13 protein-coding genes are annotated in these 17,487 nt (G+C 32.7%); 9 read left to right on the top strand and 4 right to left on the bottom strand.

The features are described 5' to 3' along the window. Positions 1-139: 139 nt before the first annotated feature. From ACNQGX_RS08490 to ACNQGX_RS08480, 3 genes are all read right to left on the bottom strand, one after another. Complete coding sequence (locus ACNQGX_RS08490; RefSeq protein ID WP_417975478.1) at positions 140-1,579, bottom strand: MFS transporter; 1,440 nt, start codon at positions 1,577-1,579, stop codon at positions 140-142. A 178-nt stretch (positions 1,580-1,757) separates the two neighbouring features. Then, the gene (locus ACNQGX_RS08485; protein WP_417975477.1) at positions 1,758-2,459 is read right to left on the bottom strand and encodes a LytR/AlgR family response regulator transcription factor; all 702 of its coding nucleotides are present in this window, start codon (positions 2,457-2,459) and stop codon (positions 1,758-1,760) included. Next, positions 2,449-3,501, bottom strand: a complete 1,053-nt coding sequence (locus tag ACNQGX_RS08480) for a sensor histidine kinase (protein WP_417975476.1) — start codon at positions 3,499-3,501, stop codon at positions 2,449-2,451. Before ACNQGX_RS08480 ends, ACNQGX_RS08485 begins: the two co-directional genes overlap by 11 nt. A gap of 337 nt (positions 3,502-3,838) precedes the next feature. Between ACNQGX_RS08480 and ACNQGX_RS08475 the strand changes: the two genes are divergently transcribed. From ACNQGX_RS08475 to ACNQGX_RS08455, 5 genes are all read left to right on the top strand, one after another. Then, positions 3,839-6,865, top strand: a complete 3,027-nt coding sequence (locus ACNQGX_RS08475; RefSeq protein WP_417975475.1) for a SusC/RagA family TonB-linked outer membrane protein — start codon at positions 3,839-3,841, stop codon at positions 6,863-6,865. Between the two features lie 10 nt (positions 6,866-6,875). Beyond that, on the top strand, positions 6,876-8,459 hold the full coding sequence (locus tag ACNQGX_RS08470) for a RagB/SusD family nutrient uptake outer membrane protein (protein WP_417975474.1): 1,584 nt from the start codon (positions 6,876-6,878) through the stop codon (positions 8,457-8,459). A 327-nt stretch (positions 8,460-8,786) separates the two neighbouring features. Beyond that, entirely contained in the window at positions 8,787-10,724 is a 1,938-nt protein-coding gene (nagB, locus tag ACNQGX_RS08465; RefSeq protein WP_417975473.1) for a glucosamine-6-phosphate deaminase, read from the top strand. A gap of 117 nt (positions 10,725-10,841) precedes the next feature. Beyond that, positions 10,842-12,911 (top strand): beta-N-acetylhexosaminidase, encoded by a 2,070-nt coding sequence (locus ACNQGX_RS08460; protein ID WP_417975472.1) that lies wholly within the window; start codon positions 10,842-10,844, stop codon positions 12,909-12,911. 252 nt (positions 12,912-13,163) lie between these two features. Then, positions 13,164-14,783, top strand: a complete 1,620-nt coding sequence (locus ACNQGX_RS08455; protein WP_417975471.1) for an ABC-F family ATP-binding cassette domain-containing protein — start codon at positions 13,164-13,166, stop codon at positions 14,781-14,783. A gap of 95 nt (positions 14,784-14,878) precedes the next feature. Here the strand turns inward: ACNQGX_RS08455 and ACNQGX_RS08450 are convergent, their stop codons facing one another. After that, the gene (locus tag ACNQGX_RS08450; RefSeq protein ID WP_417975470.1) at positions 14,879-15,202 is read right to left on the bottom strand and encodes a hypothetical protein; all 324 of its coding nucleotides are present in this window, start codon (positions 15,200-15,202) and stop codon (positions 14,879-14,881) included. A 72-nt stretch (positions 15,203-15,274) separates the two neighbouring features. On the opposite strand from ACNQGX_RS08450, the gene pyrR reads away from it, so the two are divergent. The 4 genes from pyrR to ACNQGX_RS08430 all read left to right on the top strand — a co-directional run bounded on the left by pyrR (position 15,275) and on the right by ACNQGX_RS08430 (position 17,486). After that, positions 15,275-15,814, top strand: coding sequence for a bifunctional pyr operon transcriptional regulator/uracil phosphoribosyltransferase PyrR (gene pyrR / locus ACNQGX_RS08445; protein WP_417975469.1), 540 nt, complete (start codon positions 15,275-15,277; stop codon positions 15,812-15,814). Between the two features lie 51 nt (positions 15,815-15,865). After that, positions 15,866-16,792 (top strand): aspartate carbamoyltransferase catalytic subunit, encoded by a 927-nt coding sequence (locus ACNQGX_RS08440; protein WP_417975468.1) that lies wholly within the window; start codon positions 15,866-15,868, stop codon positions 16,790-16,792. 70 nt (positions 16,793-16,862) lie between these two features. Then, positions 16,863-17,195 (top strand): ribonuclease Z, encoded by a 333-nt coding sequence (locus ACNQGX_RS08435; protein ID WP_131915944.1) that lies wholly within the window; start codon positions 16,863-16,865, stop codon positions 17,193-17,195. An 81-nt stretch (positions 17,196-17,276) separates the two neighbouring features. Further along, on the top strand, positions 17,277-17,486 hold the full coding sequence (locus ACNQGX_RS08430; RefSeq protein WP_417975467.1) for a hypothetical protein: 210 nt from the start codon (positions 17,277-17,279) through the stop codon (positions 17,484-17,486). Position 17,487 lies beyond the last annotated feature (1 nt).

The raw sequence follows: 17,487 nt of genomic DNA, 5'->3' as shown, positions 1-17,487 counted from the left end.
TTTCGGTATAAATAAAAACTCCCATTATGCTTAGCAAAATGGGAGTTTTTTTGTTTCGGTATTTAGTATTTAAGAATGCTTTGTAATTAGATAGTATAACAATCGTTAATCTAAAATCATTAATCAGCAATCAAAAATCTTAATGTCCTCCGGATATTTTTTTATCAAAACTGATTCCTTGTATTTTAAGAATTCCACTTACTTTCCAAGCGTAAAAAGCCAAATAAGCAAAACAAAGAACACCAATTATATAACTACTTTGGATTCCGATGCTTTCAGAAACAAATCCTTGTAACCAACTGATAACTCCTCCACCCATAATCATCATAATCAAGAAGCTACTTCCTTGGCTGGTATTTTTTCCTAATCCGCTAACCGCTAAAGTAAAGATACAAGGCCAAAGTGTACTACAAAATAAACCAACACTTGTAAATGCATACACACTTACCATCCCGTTTGTAGTCATTCCTATTAAAAGAGCAATAATTCCTAAGACTGAAAAGATAAGTAACATTCTTGCCGGATTTCCTTTACTGGCAATATCGGCTGCAATTAATACCAGAATAACTAATCCGTAGATATAGAAAGGAGTTAGATCGTGTTTTGCTATTGCATTAACTGCCAAGAAAACTCCAAATGCTAAATAAGGTGCAATAAAACGAAGTATTTTTTGTAAACTCATATCGCTTGTAAAGGCTTCAACAGCTCCAGTCCAACGACCAATCATTAAACTGGCCCAATATAAGGAGATATAAGGCGCAACATCTTGGGTCAAAAATCCTAGTTTACTTTCCATATAAGCAGGAAGGTTACTGGCAGTTGAAACTTCAACCCCTACATATAAAAATATAGCAATCATTCCCAGAACTAATTGTGGATATTGTAAAGCTGATTTTCTTGAAATTCCACTTTCGTTATTCTCATCTTCAACTACCAATGCTGGTTTGTCCGGTAAAGAAGAAAATTTTAATAATATGGCTACAAGTAAGAAAGCCAATCCTAATACTAAATAAGGGATTTTGACACTCTCTATACTCATTTCTGATGTACCACCTGTATTAGAACCAAATATAGCAAAACTCACGATTAATGGACCAATTGTAGTTCCAAGATTATTAATTCCACCAGCCATAGTCAAACGTTGAGAACCAGTTGTAACAGGTCCCAATGCAATAGCCAATGGATTGGCAACAGTTTGCTGTAAAGAAAACCCTAGTGCTACTATAAATAAGCCAGATAACATTAATGGAAAAGAACCTGTGTTTGCCGCTGGATAAAACAATAATGTACCCAAAGCAGAAATAGCCAGTCCTAATGATAAACCATTTTTATATCCTATTTTGTTTACTAAATCTTCTTTCATTAAATAGGAAATTCCCATATATATCAATGAACCTACAGTGTAAGCAATGTAAAAAGCAAGAGATACTAATTGGCTTTCTCCTTGTGATAAGTTAAAAGCAGTTTTGAAAACGGGGATTAAAATGTCGTTGCTTGCTGCAACAAATCCCCAAAAGAAGAATACGGTGGCTAAAGGAATAAATTGTCCCCATTTGGTTTGCAAATTTTCTGAATTCATAATTTTTTTTTGGTTTTTTTTTAATTTAATTATTTCTTTTTTTTGCTGCAAGACCGTAAATATATTTGTTACGTATTTTAGAAAAAAATAATTTATAACAAATATTGTTAAATTTAAACAAACAACACTATTTGTTCAACAATGTGTTTTATTTGGTTTCAAAAATTGAAGACACAAGTTATTCTAAAATTTTACTTTTTACCTCTTTACTGTAATTTCGCCCAATGGGTAAGGTATATGAAAGTATTTGAATTCGATTTCCCTCTATAGATTTTACTTTATCAATCGCTATAGTATAGGATTTATGAATTCTCATAAATCGATCCAAAGGCAATTCTTCGGATAATGAGGTTAATGATTTATGTGTTATATAGGTTTTGTCAGTAGTTACGACCTTTATGTATTCTTTCATTCCTTCGATAAACAGGATTTCATCGAGCGTGATTTTAATCATTTTTTTATCTACTTTGATAAAAATGTAAGGTTCGATTCGATGGCTTTCAATTTTGATGTTATTTTTTAAATTGAACTCGGCTTCAATTTTATGAATGCATTTAATAAATCGGGGTAATGGTATGGGTTTAACCAGATAGTCTAAAACGTCCAGTTCATAACTTTCGGCTGCAAACTCCCTAAAAGCGGTGGTAATGACGATTTTAGTTTTATATTCAATTAATTTAATCAATTCAAATCCAGTCATCACAGGCATATGTATATCTAAAAATACAACATCAATAGTGTTGTTATTTATAAATTCAAGTGCTTCTATAGGGTTGTAAAATGTTCCAATAATTTCAAAGTCCGAAAAATTAGTGAAATAATTTAGGAGGACTTTTGTAGCTAACGGTTCATCATCAATCAAAACACATTTAATCTTCATTTTCAATAGGTATTTGCAAACGGATGATATAATAATTGAACTTTACTTTTTGTTCCAGTTTGAAATTATTTTGAAAAATTAATTTCAATCTCTTTTTAGTATTTATTAAACCAATTCCTTTTTTGCTTTTTATAGTTGGTGAAAGTACAAAATTATTTAATATTTCGAATTGTAATATAGCGCCATCAATAACTTTATAATTGATTTTAATTTTAAGTTTTTTATTGTTTACCCCTCCGTGTTTAAAGGCATTTTCTATCAGTGAAATGAAAAGTAATGGCGGAACTTTGGCATCCTCAATGTTTGATTCCAGATTTATGGCCACTTCCACGTTTTCAAAACGAAGTTTTTCTATTTCTATATAATTTTGGATGTATTCAATTTCCTTCATCAATGGGACAAATTTGGTTCCTTTGACATCATACAATACGTACTCCATCAATTTTGAAAGCTTTATGATTACATCAGGAACTCTATCTGAAGATTCTAAGGATAAAGCATAAAGATTGTTTAAAGTATTGAAGAAAAAATGCGGCTGAATTTGGTTTTTCAGATATTTTAATTTCATTTTAGACTGATTATTTCGCATAACTAAATTTCGCTCTCTTTCTTTTAGCCAGGTCAAAGTAAAAAAGGCTGAGGACGCAATGGCTAAAACATAAATTTCGCCGATGACTACCGCAACAATATGATTGATTTCAAAGGGGCTGTATTCTCTGTTGGCTTCAGGAAAGACATTTTGTGTAATAAAATAGTATGTTAATTCGGTTCTTAAAAAATAAACGATAGCCAAACACAATAATAAGGCTAGGGTATATTTGTAATATTTGGAAGCCATGATGTAACGAGGTATCAGGACAAATGTATTGAAGTATACCAATGGGATATGAAGTGAAAATTCAAGCAAATTTGATTTTAAAGAATACATATAATCATTAAAATAAGCTCCCCAACGTAGAAAATTCACTAAAAAAAACACGCCCCAAAACCAAATATGATGTTGAAGTTTGATGTCGAATTTTATTTTTTTGATTGGATTCACTTTTTGAAAAGAATTAAATCACCTTTAATAAACCATAAATCAGGTGCCATTTATTCTGCAACTTTAAACAATTTGAAAATATAAATGAGTTTTTTTTGCAAAAAAATCCGGAATAATATGAATTTAACATATAAACGACTTTAAAAATACATATTGTTGAAGAAATCATGTCGTTGGTTTAAAATTTTGAATAAAATGGCACTGTTTTTTTCGAAAATAACGCATCATTGAAACAATTATGTTGATTGTATAAAATTTTTAGCTGTTTGTATAATTTTTTTTTTTAAGAATATCTTAACAAATAAGTTTACATCATAACTAACAAAAATAAATAAACATGAAACAAATTATCTTAATCTTTATGATTGTTTTCACTACGCAAGTTACCCTTGCCCAGGTGAAAACTGTCAAAGGCTCAGTAACCGATGCTGTCGGGGCACCAATGCCTGGAGCGTCTATTGCCGTAAAAGGGGAATCAAAAGGAACCATCACAGATTTTGACGGTAATTTTTCTATTGAAGCACAAAAGGGGAAAACTTTGGTAATCTCTTATATGGGATATGAAACCCAAAATGTAGTAGTTGGTGATGATAATAGTATCAAAGTACAATTGAAAGAAGCATCCTCGACCGCTCTTACTGAAGTAGTGGTTACTTCTCTTGGTATCAAGAAAACCAGAAAATCACTTACCTATTCTGCACAAGAATTAAAAGGAGAAGAATTAACCCGTGTGAAAGATGCTAACATTATCAACACTATTGCCGGTAAAATTGCGGGTGTTGCTGTTACAAAAAGCGCTGGAGGAACTGGAGGTTCTACTAAAGTTGTTATTCGTGGGAACTCTTCTGTAACGAATAACCAACCTCTTTATGTTATTGATGGAATACCTTTGTATAATGCTACTTCCGGACAACCGAATGATTCATTTGGAAGTTTAGTTGGTGGTAACCGTGACGGTGGAGATGTTGTTTCTCTTTTGAATTCAGATGACTATGAAGGTATGACTGTATTAAAAGGGGCTTCTGCTTCTGCTTTGTATGGTAGTCAGGGGGCTAATGGCGTAATTTTATTAACTTCTAAAAAAGCTAAAGAAGGAAAGTCTAATTTTAAAGCCTCATCAGTAACTACTTTTGAAACGGCTGCTTATTTGCCTAAATTTCAAAATGAATATGTAGCTGTAGCTAAATCTAATGAAACATGGGGAGCAAAAGGATCTTCTGTTGATCATGTAGAAGATTTTTTTAGAACTGGAAATACTCAAATTACATCTTTAGCATTTACTACAGGTTCTGCTGTAGCTTCTACTAGTATATCGTATGCAAATACAACTGCTTCAGGAATTATTGAAGGGAATAGTTTGAAGAAAAATAATTTTGGTATTCAACAAACTGGAAAGTTTTTTGGGGATAAATTGAGCGTAAGTGCTAGAGCAAACTATACGAGTCAATCGATAAATAATAAACCTGTTAATGGTTTGTATTTTAATCCTTTAACAGGTGTTTACACTATGCCAAGAGGAAATGATTTTGATTTTTACGCAACTAATTTTGAAAAGTTTGATCCAGTAAGAAATCTTATGGTTCAAAATTGGATGACTGATAACGATTATTTACAAAATCCATATTGGGCAATCAAAAGAAACGCTTCAGAAGATACTAACCAATTTTTTGATGGCGCTCTTGGATTAGACTATAAAGTTAATAATTGGTTGAGTATTGCTTCGAGATACAGTTACAATCGTATTGAAAGTGGTTTTGATAAAAAAATATATGCTTCTACTCAAGGTACACTTGCACCTTCAACGGGAAGATATATTAATATTAATAGCTTAAGCACTCAAAGATATGGCGATTTAATCGCTACTATTAATACTAAATTTAATGATGATTTTAGTTTTACTGCTAACATTGGAACAAGTATTACTAATACACAAGGTAATCTTGCTACCACTTTAGATTCATCAAATGGTGGTTTAGCGTATGCAAACTGGTTTACTCTGGGTAATTTTGTTAATAATGCTGGGAATACTCAAACATTAGGTTCCAGTAAAGAAGTACAATCTGTTTTTGCGGCTGCTACTTTTGGGTATAAAAATTACTTATATCTTGATGTTACAGGAAGAAACGACTGGTCTTCAACATTAGTTAATACTGATAATCTATCTTTCTTTTATCCATCTGTAGGTGTTACAGGGATTATTAGTGAGATGACTACATTACCGGAATTTATCTCTTTTGCTAAAGTACGTGCTTCTTATGCTCAAGTTGGTAATGATATCTCCTCTTTCGTGACTTCGCCTAGATCAACAATTGCAGGAGGTGTGATATCTCCACCATCAGTTGGACCAAGACCTGGAGAATCATTGAAACCAGAATTGATGTCAGAATTTGAAATTGGTACTGAATGGAAATTCTTTGGTAATCGATTAGGAATTGAAGCTTCTTACTATACTTCAGAAACTAAAAATCAATATATTCAGGTTCCTGCTCCTGCAACAAATCCTTTTGGTTATACTAATTATGGCTTCAATGCGGGTAGTATTCAAAATTCAGGAATTGAAATTGTTTTGTCTGGAAAAGTTGTTAAAACAGATAAATTTTCTTGGGATACTGCGATAAACTACTCTCAAAACAAAAATGAGGTAAAAGAAATTCCTGCTGAATTAGGAGGAAGAATTAATTTAACGGATCCTGGAGTAAATAACTACAGATACGCTTTAATTGAAGGAAGACCTTTTGGTGTAATTGAAGGGAAAAATATCGTTAAAGATGCTCAAGGCAGAATTGTATTGGATAAAGACGGTAAATTGCAAAAGACAGAATTTGTAGAGGTTGGTAATGCTAATCCAGACTTTATGTTAGGATTTTCTAACTCATTCAAATTTGGATCTTTCTTTGCAAATGTACTTATAGACGCTAGATTTGGTGGAGACGTAATGAGTTTAACTGAAGCTGTTAATGATCAATTAGGTGTTTCTAAAGCTACAGGAGATGCCAGAAATGCAGGCGGAGTAGCTATTAATGCTGTTAATTTTGACGGTTCTGCTTATACAGGATTATATGATGCTAAAAGTTATTACAAGCAAGTAGGAGGTAGAGACGGATTTACTGGTGAGTATGTTTACAATGCTACTAATGTAAATGTAAGAGAGGTTGCTATTGGGTATACATTTAATACTAAAAAAATGCATTTTATACAATCAGCCAGTATGTCATTAATCGCTAGAAACTTATTCTTTATATACAAAGATGCTCCTTTTGATCCAAACATTGCTTTAAGTACAGGTGAAGGTTTACAGGGTGTTGATATATTTGGAATGCCGTCAACTAAAAGTATCGGTCTTAATTTAAATGTAACTTTCTAATAAAAAAATCATGATATTAAATAAAATAAAAAGAACCGCTATCTGCGTTTCCTTACTCGCCGCAGTAAGTTGTACAGATAATTTTGAGGATATAAATGCAAACCCGGGAGGATATACAGATACAGAATTAGAGCAAGATATTAATCATGTGAAGACTTTGTTTACTCCAATGTTTAATAATGTGTTTATTCTTAATCCGGAATGGCAATACCAATTGCAACAAGGATTGCAAGGAGATATTTGGTCAGGATATATGGCAACTGGTACTGGTTTTGCTTCGGGATCAAATAATACGACCTATAATCTAATTGATGGTTGGAATGGATTTGCTTGGGGTGCTGGTTATAGTAGTATAATGGCAAATGCTTTAAAAATTGAAAAAAGAGCAAAAACCCAATTTCCTGAATTCTATTATGTTTCATTGATTCTAAAAGTAGAGGCAATGCATAGAGTTACTGATACGTATGGACCAATAGTTTATTCTAAATTTGGAACGACTGATGCTATAATTGGATATGACTCACAAGAAGAAGTTTACAATCAAATGTTCAATGAATTAGATTTAGCTGTAGCTGATTTAAAGGCAAGAGTTAAAGCGAATGAGAAATCAAGGTTTATTGGAACGGATATTACTTCTTACGGAGGGGATTATAAACAATGGATTAAGTTTGCAAATTCATTGCGTCTTAGAATGGCTATGCACATTGTGAAAGTAAACCCAACTTTGGCTAAAACACAAGCTGAGAAAGCTGTAAGCCATGAATTTGGTGTAATGACAACAAAAGAAGATGTTTGTAAAATAACTTCTCCAATATTTAAAAATCCTATAAATACTATTAGTGGTGCTTGGAAAGATATTCGTATGTCTGCTGATATGGAATCAATAATGGGTGGATATAACGACCCAAGAATTACAAAGTATTTCAATACATCTGTAGAGTTTCCCGGACAATACAAAGGAATTCGTACCGGTATTGAAATTGCCGCTAAAGCAGATCATGAAGATTTTTCTGCTATAGGTAAAATTGTAGATACTAAAGAATTGGTTTTCATGACTACTGCTGAAGTATATTTTTTAAGAGCAGAAGGAGCATTAAGAGGCTGGAACATGGGTGGAGCAGCTAAAGATTTGTATGAAGCAGGAATCACTAATTCATTCGAACAACATGGTTTTGGAGCTTCTTCGGTTGCTTATGTTGGGGATAATACAAGTATGGCTAAAGATTATGTAGATCCTAAATCGGCTGTAAACAATGGTATTGCTGTAAATAAAGTAACAATTGCTTGGGATGCAGCTGCTACAAATGAAGTAAAATTGCAAAAAATCATTACTCAAAAATGGATTGCAAATTTCCCGGAAGGGCAGGAAGCATGGACTGAATACAGAAGAACAGGTTATCCTAAATTGTTTCCAGTGCTTAAAAATACAAGTGGAGGAAAAATTACTACTGAGTTTGGTGTAAGAAGGGTAAACTTTCCTCAATCTGAAAAAGATGGCAATCCTGGAGGTTTAGCTACGGGTATTGCTAAACTTGGAGGGCCGGATAATGGAGGAACTAGACTTTGGTGGGATACTACCGGACCGAATTTCTAAAAAGACAACTGTAGATTGAAAATAAAAATGGTGTAAGTAATTCCTATTATTTACGCCATTTTTTATATCAAAATTCTTTTTTAAAGGATAAGTCTCTAATTTAAAGAATTTACAATTGAGATTATAAAAACAAGTTCTATTTTTCTAAAACGCATTATTGAATAAATCATGTCGTTTGTTTAAATCTTTTGACTGTTGGTATATTTTATTTTTTAAGAAAAAACGTTTTAGGTAGTTTTATATCGAGATTAAGTAAATAGAGTCAAAGGCAAGAGAGATTCAGACAATTGCCAATTAGAATAAGTAAATCGAATAAAAAAAATAAAAATGAAAAATGCTTTAGAAATTAAACCAGACATTAGCTATAAAAGTGTGGGTAAATTTGAGGACACTAGATTTGAAAAAATTCATAACGAAATTTTCAAAAATTCGGTAGAAGCTTCAAAAATTGTTGCTCAAGAAATAGCGCAATTAATCAAATCTAAGCAAGAAAAAAATAAACCATGTGTTCTTGGTTTGGCTACTGGTTCTTCCCCTATAAAAGTGTACGAAGAATTAGTACGTATGCATAAAGAGGAAGGACTTAGTTTCAGTAATGTAATCACTTTTAATTTGGATGAATATTATCCAATGACAAAAGAGAACAATCAGAGTTACCATTATTTCATGCATCAGCATCTGTTTAATCATATTGATATAAAACCTGAAAATGTAAACATTCCTGATGGAACGGTAGCTATCGAAGATTTGAATCAGTATTGTGTTGATTATGAAATGAATATTAGGAATTCTGGCGGTCTTGATTTTCAATTATTAGGGATAGGACGTACCGGACACGTAGGTTTCAATGAGCCAGGTTCTCACATCAATTCAGGAACGCGTATTATTACTTTGGACCATATCACCAGAGTCGATGCTTCGTCTGATTTTAATGGTATCGATAACGTACCAAAAAGAGCGATCACCATGGGTGTGTCTACAATTCTGCGATCTAAAAGAATTGTTTTGATGGCTTGGGGCCAAAATAAAGCAGATATTATAAAAAGAACGATTCAGGGAGATATCAGCTCTGAAGTCCCAGCTACTTTTTTACAAAATCACACGAATACCACTTTTGTTTTAGATCAATCGGCAGCTTCTGAATTGACACGATTTGAAACGCCTTGGCTGGTTGGTGAATGTATTTGGAATCAAGAATTAAAAAGTAAAGCGATTGTTTGGCTATGCCAAAAAACAAATCAGTCTATTTTAAAACTAACGGACAGGGATTACAATAATAACGGAATGTCAGATCTTTTGGCTTTAGAAGGTTCCGCTTATGATTTAAATATTAATATGTTCAATGTATTGCAGCATACCATTACGGGATGGCCGGGCGGAAAGCCTAATACTGACGATACTTATAGACCGGAACGCGCTAATCCATCTAAGAAAAGAGTGATCCTTTTTAGCCCTCATCCAGATGATGATGTAATTTCTATGGGAGGAACTTTTTCAAAATTGATAAAACAAGGACATGATGTTCATGTAGTGTATCAAACTTCAGGAAATATAGCGGTTACAGATGATGAAGCATTAAAGTTTGCCGAAGTGTGCAACGATTTTGTAGGCACCGATGCTACTAAAATAAATTTTAAAGCGGTTATCAATTTTCTAAATAACAAAACAGAAAACCAAATTGATTCTGTTGAAGTTAGAAAATTAAAAGGGCTTATCAGACGACGCGAATCCTATGCTGCAACAAGATATATTGGATTAAAAGATGAAAATACCCATTTTTTAGACATGCCTTTTTATGAAACAGGGCAAATAAAGAAAAATCCATTAGGCGCTGAAGATATAGCCATCGTAAAAGATATAATTGCAAAAATTAAGCCCCATCAAGTTTTTGCCGCTGGAGATCTTGCCGATCCTCACGGTACGCACGAAGTTTGTCTTAACGCCATTTTCGCTGCCATGAAAGAATTGAAACCGGAGCCTTACATGAATGATTGTTGGTTGTGGTTGTATAGAGGCGCTTGGCATGAGTGGGATATTCACGAAATTGATATGGCTGTGCCGTTAAGTCCAGATGAGGTTTTACTAAAAAGACATGCTATTTTATACCATCAATCCCAAAAAGACAGAGTGATGTTTCAAGGAAACGACTCCAGAGAATTCTGGGTAAGAGCCGAAGACCGTAATAAGAATACAGCAAAATTGTATGATAATTTAGGTCTTGCGGAGTACGAAGCTATCGAAGCTTTCAAGCGTTTCGACTACTAAATAAAATAATATGCAGATTTTTCTTTTAATAATTATTAAAAGAAAAATCTGCATATAAAATTTGTTCCTAACTGTGTTCAAATACTTTTCTCTACTTTGTAATTACCCAAAAAATATATGAAATACATTTTAATCCTATTATTCACTGGCATCATTGCGAACGCTCAAATAAAAAAAGAACAATTAGATCTTATGCCTTGGCCTCAAAACATAAACTTGACTCAAGGTACTTTTGCGCTAAGCAAAAACTTCAAAGTAAATATTACGGGTAATCCTAATTCAAGAATTTTTGTAGGTGCGACAAATTTTTTGCGAAGATTAGATGGTAGAACAGGATTGTTTTTGCAACAGGGTTTTGTGACAAAAATTAATGAAGTTCCTACGGCAGAATTACAAATAAATTGCGTTAAAAACGGAAAAATAGGTTTGTATGAAGATGAAAGTTATCAATTAGAGATTCAGTCTAATAAAATAATAATTAATGCCACAACAGATCTTGGAGCGCTTCATGCCTTAGAAACACTATTGCAAATGTTACAAAATAATAGCACTTCTTATTATTTTCCAACAGCCATGATTACGGATTTTCCAAGATTTACCTGGAGAGGAATAATGATTGATGTGGCAAGGCATTTTCAGCCAATAGATGTTATCAAAAGAAATCTTGATGCGATGGCTGCAGTAAAAATGAATGTTTTTCACTGGCATTTAGTAGATGATCAAGGTTGGAGAATTGAGCTTAAAAAGCATCCAAAATTAACAGAAATGGCTTCGGATGGGAATTATTATACCCAAGAAGAAATAAAAAATATTGTAAAATATGCTGATGAACGAGGGATTTTAGTAGTTCCTGAAATTGATGTTCCGGGTCATGGAACGGCAATACTTACGGCTTATCCGGAAATAGGCAGTAAAGTAGTGAATTTAAATTCAAACTCTATTGAAAGCAAAACGCAGGTATCTGGGATAACATCCTATTCTTTAGAAAGAAATGCCGGAATTTTTTCGCCAACATTGGATCCTTCAAACCCTAAAACGTATCAATTATTGAGTGAAATATTTGATGAGGTTTGTCCTTTATTTTCGGGGAGCTATTTTCATATTGGAGGGGATGAAAACGAAGGGAAAGATTGGGATTCTAATCCTAAAATTCAAGAATTTATGAAGAAAAATAAGTTGGCAAACAATCATGAATTGCAAACTTATTTTACCATGCAATTGATCCCGATGCTAAAAAAGCATCATAAAGAATTAATGGGTTGGGAAGAAATAATGACAAAAAACATGTCTAAAAGTGCCATTATCCATGCTTGGAAAGGACCAAATGAAAAAGTTCCTGGGGGTAAATCGTTAATTACAGCTGCACAGAATGGCTATAAAACGGTTTTGTCAAATGGGTATTATATTGATTTGATGCAAGGTGTTGAAGACCATTATTTGAATGATCCAATCCCAAAAAACACGATTCTTACTCAAGAAGAAAAAGCAAGAATATTAGGTGGTGAAGCAACGATGTGGAGCGAACTGGTAACACCTTTGACTTTAGATTCAAGGATTTGGCCAAGAACAGCTGCAATTGCTGAAAGATTATGGTCTGATGAAAATATCACCGATTTAAATAGCTTACGCAAAAGATTGAAAGAAGTTTCTTTTAGATTAGAAGAACTTGGAATTACACATTTAAGAAACAAAGAAGTAATTTTAAGAAACATCAGTAACAATCAAAAAACAGATGCGTTAAATGATTTTTCGAATGTTTGTGAGCCACTGAAAATATATTCCCGCAATAGTGGTGGAACAGAATATCAAATGTATTCCCCTTTTACTTTATTTGCTGATGCCTGTACCCCAGATGCAAATGATGCCATCGCTTTTGATGAAGTAGTGAACCGCTATTTAGGAAATAAAAGTTTAGAGAATCAAGTTTTAGTTACTGATTTTCTAAAAAAATGGGTGGATATGAATGCAAAATTGATTGATTTGAGTGCCAATGCACCATTGATTCAGCCGCTTTTACCACTTTCAAAAAGCTTAAGTGATATAGCACAACAACTTTTAGTAGGTATAGAAAAAAAACAATCTTTAAATTCATCGGTAATGAGTGATTTATTGGAACAATGTAATTCTAAAGCGCACGCCGATGTGGAATTGGCAGTGTATACTAGTTTGAAAAAATTAATCAAATAATGAAAGTTCAAAAATAGAATAAGTTTGTTAAAATTGAGTTTGGTTATTTATATTTTGATTTATTTTATTTTGAATAAATATTAGTTTCTTTTAAAGAAAATGATATTATAAACCTGGCATTTTGTGTCAGGTTTTTTTTTGATTACCCTATTAATAGTAAGTTAAATGCAATTCATAAAAATGTGTTTTTTTGGATAAAAAAAATTAGTATTTTTTTCGTATTTTTGCAAAAATTTTATAAAATAAATATTCATGTTAACAGTAAATAATTTATCAGTTCAGTTTGGCAAACGAATTTTGTTTGACGAAGTAAATACTACCTTCACACACGGTAATATCTATGGAGTTATCGGAGCCAATGGCGCTGGAAAATCTACTTTTCTTAAAATAATTGCAGGTGAAATGGATCCTACATCGGGGCATATTCATTTGGAACCGGGAAAACGTATGTCGGTTTTGAACCAAAACCACAATATGTTTGATGAGAGTACCGTTCTTGAGACCGTTATGATGGGGAATAAAACCTTGTATGCGATCAAAAAAGAAATGGATGCTTTGTACTTAGATTACAATGATTCAAATGCAGACAGAATAGGCGAGTTGCAAGTGCAATTTGAAGAAATGAATGGTTGGAATGCTGATTCTGATGCTGCATCAATGTTGTCCAATCTTGGGATTACAGAAGACAATCATTATACGTTGATGGGCGATCTTGAGGGTAAAATAAAAGTTCGTGTCCTTTTGGCGCAAGCGCTGTTTGGAAATCCTGATTTACTTATTATGGATGAGCCTACCAATGATCTGGATTTTGAAACCATCGCTTGGTTAGAAAATTTCTTGGCAAATTATGAAAATACAGTAATTGTAGTTTCTCACGATAGACACTTCTTGGATTCAGTTTGTACCCATATTTCAGATATTGATTTCAGTAAAATAAATCATTATTCAGGAAATTATACTTTTTGGTATGAATCAAGCCAATTAGCGGCGAAACAACGTGCACAACAAAATAAGAAAGCGGAAGAAAAGAAACAAGAATTAGAAGAATTTATCCGTCGTTTTAGTGCGAATGTAGCCAAATCAAAACAAGCTACTTCCCGTAAAAAAATGATTTCTAAATTGAATATATCGGAGATTAAACCATCAAGTCGTCGTTACCCAGCGATTATTTTTGATCAAGAGCGTGAAGCTGGAGATCAGATTTTGAATGTACAGGATTTAAGCGCTTCTGTAGATGGAGATTTACTTTTTAAAGGGGTAGATTTGAATATGGCCAAAGGCGATAAAATTGTGCTTTTTTCTAAAGATTCTCGTGCAACTACTGCTTTCTACGAAATTCTAAACGGAAACCAAAAAGCCGATTCAGGTACTTACGATTGGGGAGTTACGACCAACCAAGCCTATTTGCCTGGAGATAACCATTCGTTTTTCGAAAACGATTATTCTCTTGTAGATTGGTTGCGTCAATGGGTAAAAACCGAAGAAGAACGTGACGAAGTAAATATTCGTAGCTTTCTTGGGAAAATGATTTTTTCTGGAGAAGAAGCTTTGAAAACCTGTAACGTTTTGTCCGGTGGAGAAAAAGTACGTTGTATGTTGTCTCGAATGATGATGGAAAGAGCGAATGTTTTAATGCTTGATGAACCAACGAATCACTTGGATTTAGAGTCGATTACGGCTTTTAATAATTCATTAAAAAACTACAAAGGTTCTGTTATTTTTACCACTCATGATCATGAGTTTGCCCAAACGGTTGGTAATAGAGTGATCGAATTGACGCCAAATGGAGCGATTGACCGTTACATGACGTTTGATGATTATCTTGATGATGAAAAAGTGCAAGAATTAAGAGCTAAGATGTATACTGTTTAAAAGTAATACTGTTGAATACTAAAAAAAATCTCCCGTAATTGCGGGAGATTTTTTGTTTAATGGATATTCACTAAAATAATTAAAATTATTCTTATCTACTTTCTGCTGAAAATTTTACTCACAATAAATGCGATGATGGCTAATACTGCAACCACAATAAAAATACCAACACCAACTCCCGCTTTAAATATACCTTCTATAATTGAACAACTTGTAAATGATACTAATACTATTAAAAGCATTACTATTCTGGTTAGTTTTTTTTGCATGATTTCTTGTTTTTTAAATTGTATATTAGAATGTAAAATTACAGAATCAGAACAGTTATTTATTACATAATTTTTATTGTTTTTTGTAAAATTAATTTTAATAAAAATAATATATATTTGGATTTTATTATAAAGTATTGGTATTATCATTTTCTCGCTTTATAATTATAAAATGACAAATCGGAATTCGTATATTTGCAAAACCAAACAATATAATCTACTATGAGCCAAAAAGTATTACTTACTGCAAAAGAAGTTACTGTCATATTACATCGTTTGGCCTGTCAATTAATTGAAAAACACTTAGATTTTTCAGACACTATTTTGGTAGGAATTCAACCAAGAGGCGTTTATTTAGCGGAACGTTTGAAAGAAATATTAGAAAAAGAATACCAAACACCTGAAATTCAATTAGGCTATTTGGATATTACATTTTTCAGAGATGATTTTCGAAGAACTGATAAGCCATTAGAAGCAAATAAAACCAAGATTAATTTTATCGTTGAAAACAAAAAAGTCATTTTCATTGATGATGTTTTATTTACGGGACGAAGCATAAGGTCTGCGTTAACAGCAATTCAATCTTTCGGAAGACCGTCAGAAATAGAACTATTGGTTTTGATAGACAGACGTTTTAGCCGTAATTTACCAATACAACCCGATTATCGCGGAAGACAGGTAGATGCTATAAATAACGAAAAAGTTAAGGTGAGTTGGAAAGAAAATGAAGGTGAAGATGGAGTATATTTAATTACAAGTTAGATTATAATTTGTTTCAAAGTCTAACATTAAAAACTAATAATCGTAAAAAAAATGAAAGAATTAAGCGTAAATCATTTATTAGGAATAAAATACATCAACAAGAATGATATTGACCTAATTTTTGAAACAGCCGATCATTTTAAAGAAGTTATCAATCGACCAATTAAGAAAGTACCTTCCTTACGAGATATTACTATTGCCAATATTTTTTTCGAAAACAGTACCCGAACCAAACTCTCTTTTGAATTAGCACAGAAACGTTTATCGGCTGATGTAATTAGCTTTTCGGCGGCACAATCTTCAGTCAAAAAAGGAGAAACACTTATAGATACCGTTAATAATATACTTTCGATGAAAGTAGATATGGTGGTGATGCGGCATGCTAATCCCGGAGCTGCATATTTTCTATCTAAAAATGTAAAAGCCAGTATTGTAAACGCAGGAGATGGTGCCCACGAGCATCCTACACAAGCCTTATTAGACAGTTATTCAATTAGAGAAAAACTAGGCGAAGTAGCTGGGAAAAAAGTAGTGATTGTTGGCGATGTTTTGCATTCCAGAGTTGCCTTATCGAATATTTATGCGTTACAAATGCAGGGAGCAGAGGTGAAAGTCTGCGGACCTAAAACGCTTATTCCCAGACACATTGAATCCCTTGGTGTAACGGTAGAGCCTGATTTAAGAAAAGCCCTTGAATGGTGTGATGTGGCGAATATGTTACGCGTGCAAAATGAGAGAATGGATGTGAATTATTTCCCGTCAACAAGAGAATACGCTCAACAATATGGAGTCGATAAAACACTTTTGGATTCCCTAAATAAAGAAATTATAATTATGCATCCGGGACCGATCAACCGTGGTGTCGAAATTACCAGTGAGGTGGCTGATTCACATCAATCGGTAATTTTAAACCAAGTCGAAAATGGTGTTGCGATTAGAATGGCTGTTATTTATCTTTTGGCATCAAAAATTCAATAATTTAATATAAAACTTTGTAAATTAGTGATTTATAAACTTGTCTGCTTTGGTAGACTCAGAAATTAGAAAAATGAAAGTAGATCAAAAAGGACACACAATAAGTATTAGAGACACGCAAGGTGATTTTACCTCTTTTTTAATGAAGGTTACGCATCAATATAAAACATTTGAAAAACATAATTTAATTATTGATCTTTTGTTGTACAAAGATTTATCTGCGGGTAACATAAAACTATTTATGCCTTTATCCAAACTACATAAAAAAGCTAAAAAATCATTTGTTATAGTTACATCGGATTTTGATTATAATGCAGTTCCAGACAAATTAATTGTTGTTCCTTCTTTATTAGAAGCCCACGATATTATTGAAATGGAAGAAATTGAAAGAGATTTAGGGTTTTAGTAGTGCCTTATACGGTATAGGTTAAAAGTTATTCGTTTATCACAGAATTCATGACTGATGAATAGTTTTAATAGCGTTATTATGGATTTCTACAAAAATAAAAAAAGAATATTGGCTACCAGATATGTAGTTTTAGTAATGTCATTTTTACTTTTATTGGGTAATTGTTTCAATTCTTATTTTGATAAATCAATAAATTATTTTGGCATTATTTCTAATATTCTTTTAATTATGGCAATGATAATTGCTATTAAACAACAAAAAAAGATAGATGATAAAGTTATTGGTTAAG

The organism is Flavobacterium glycogeni (assembly GCF_048286775.1).
Taxonomy (GTDB): Bacteria; Bacteroidota; Bacteroidia; order Flavobacteriales; family Flavobacteriaceae; genus Flavobacterium.
Note: the sequence above shows the minus strand (reverse complement) of the source record. Positions and strands in the feature narration are given on the sequence as shown.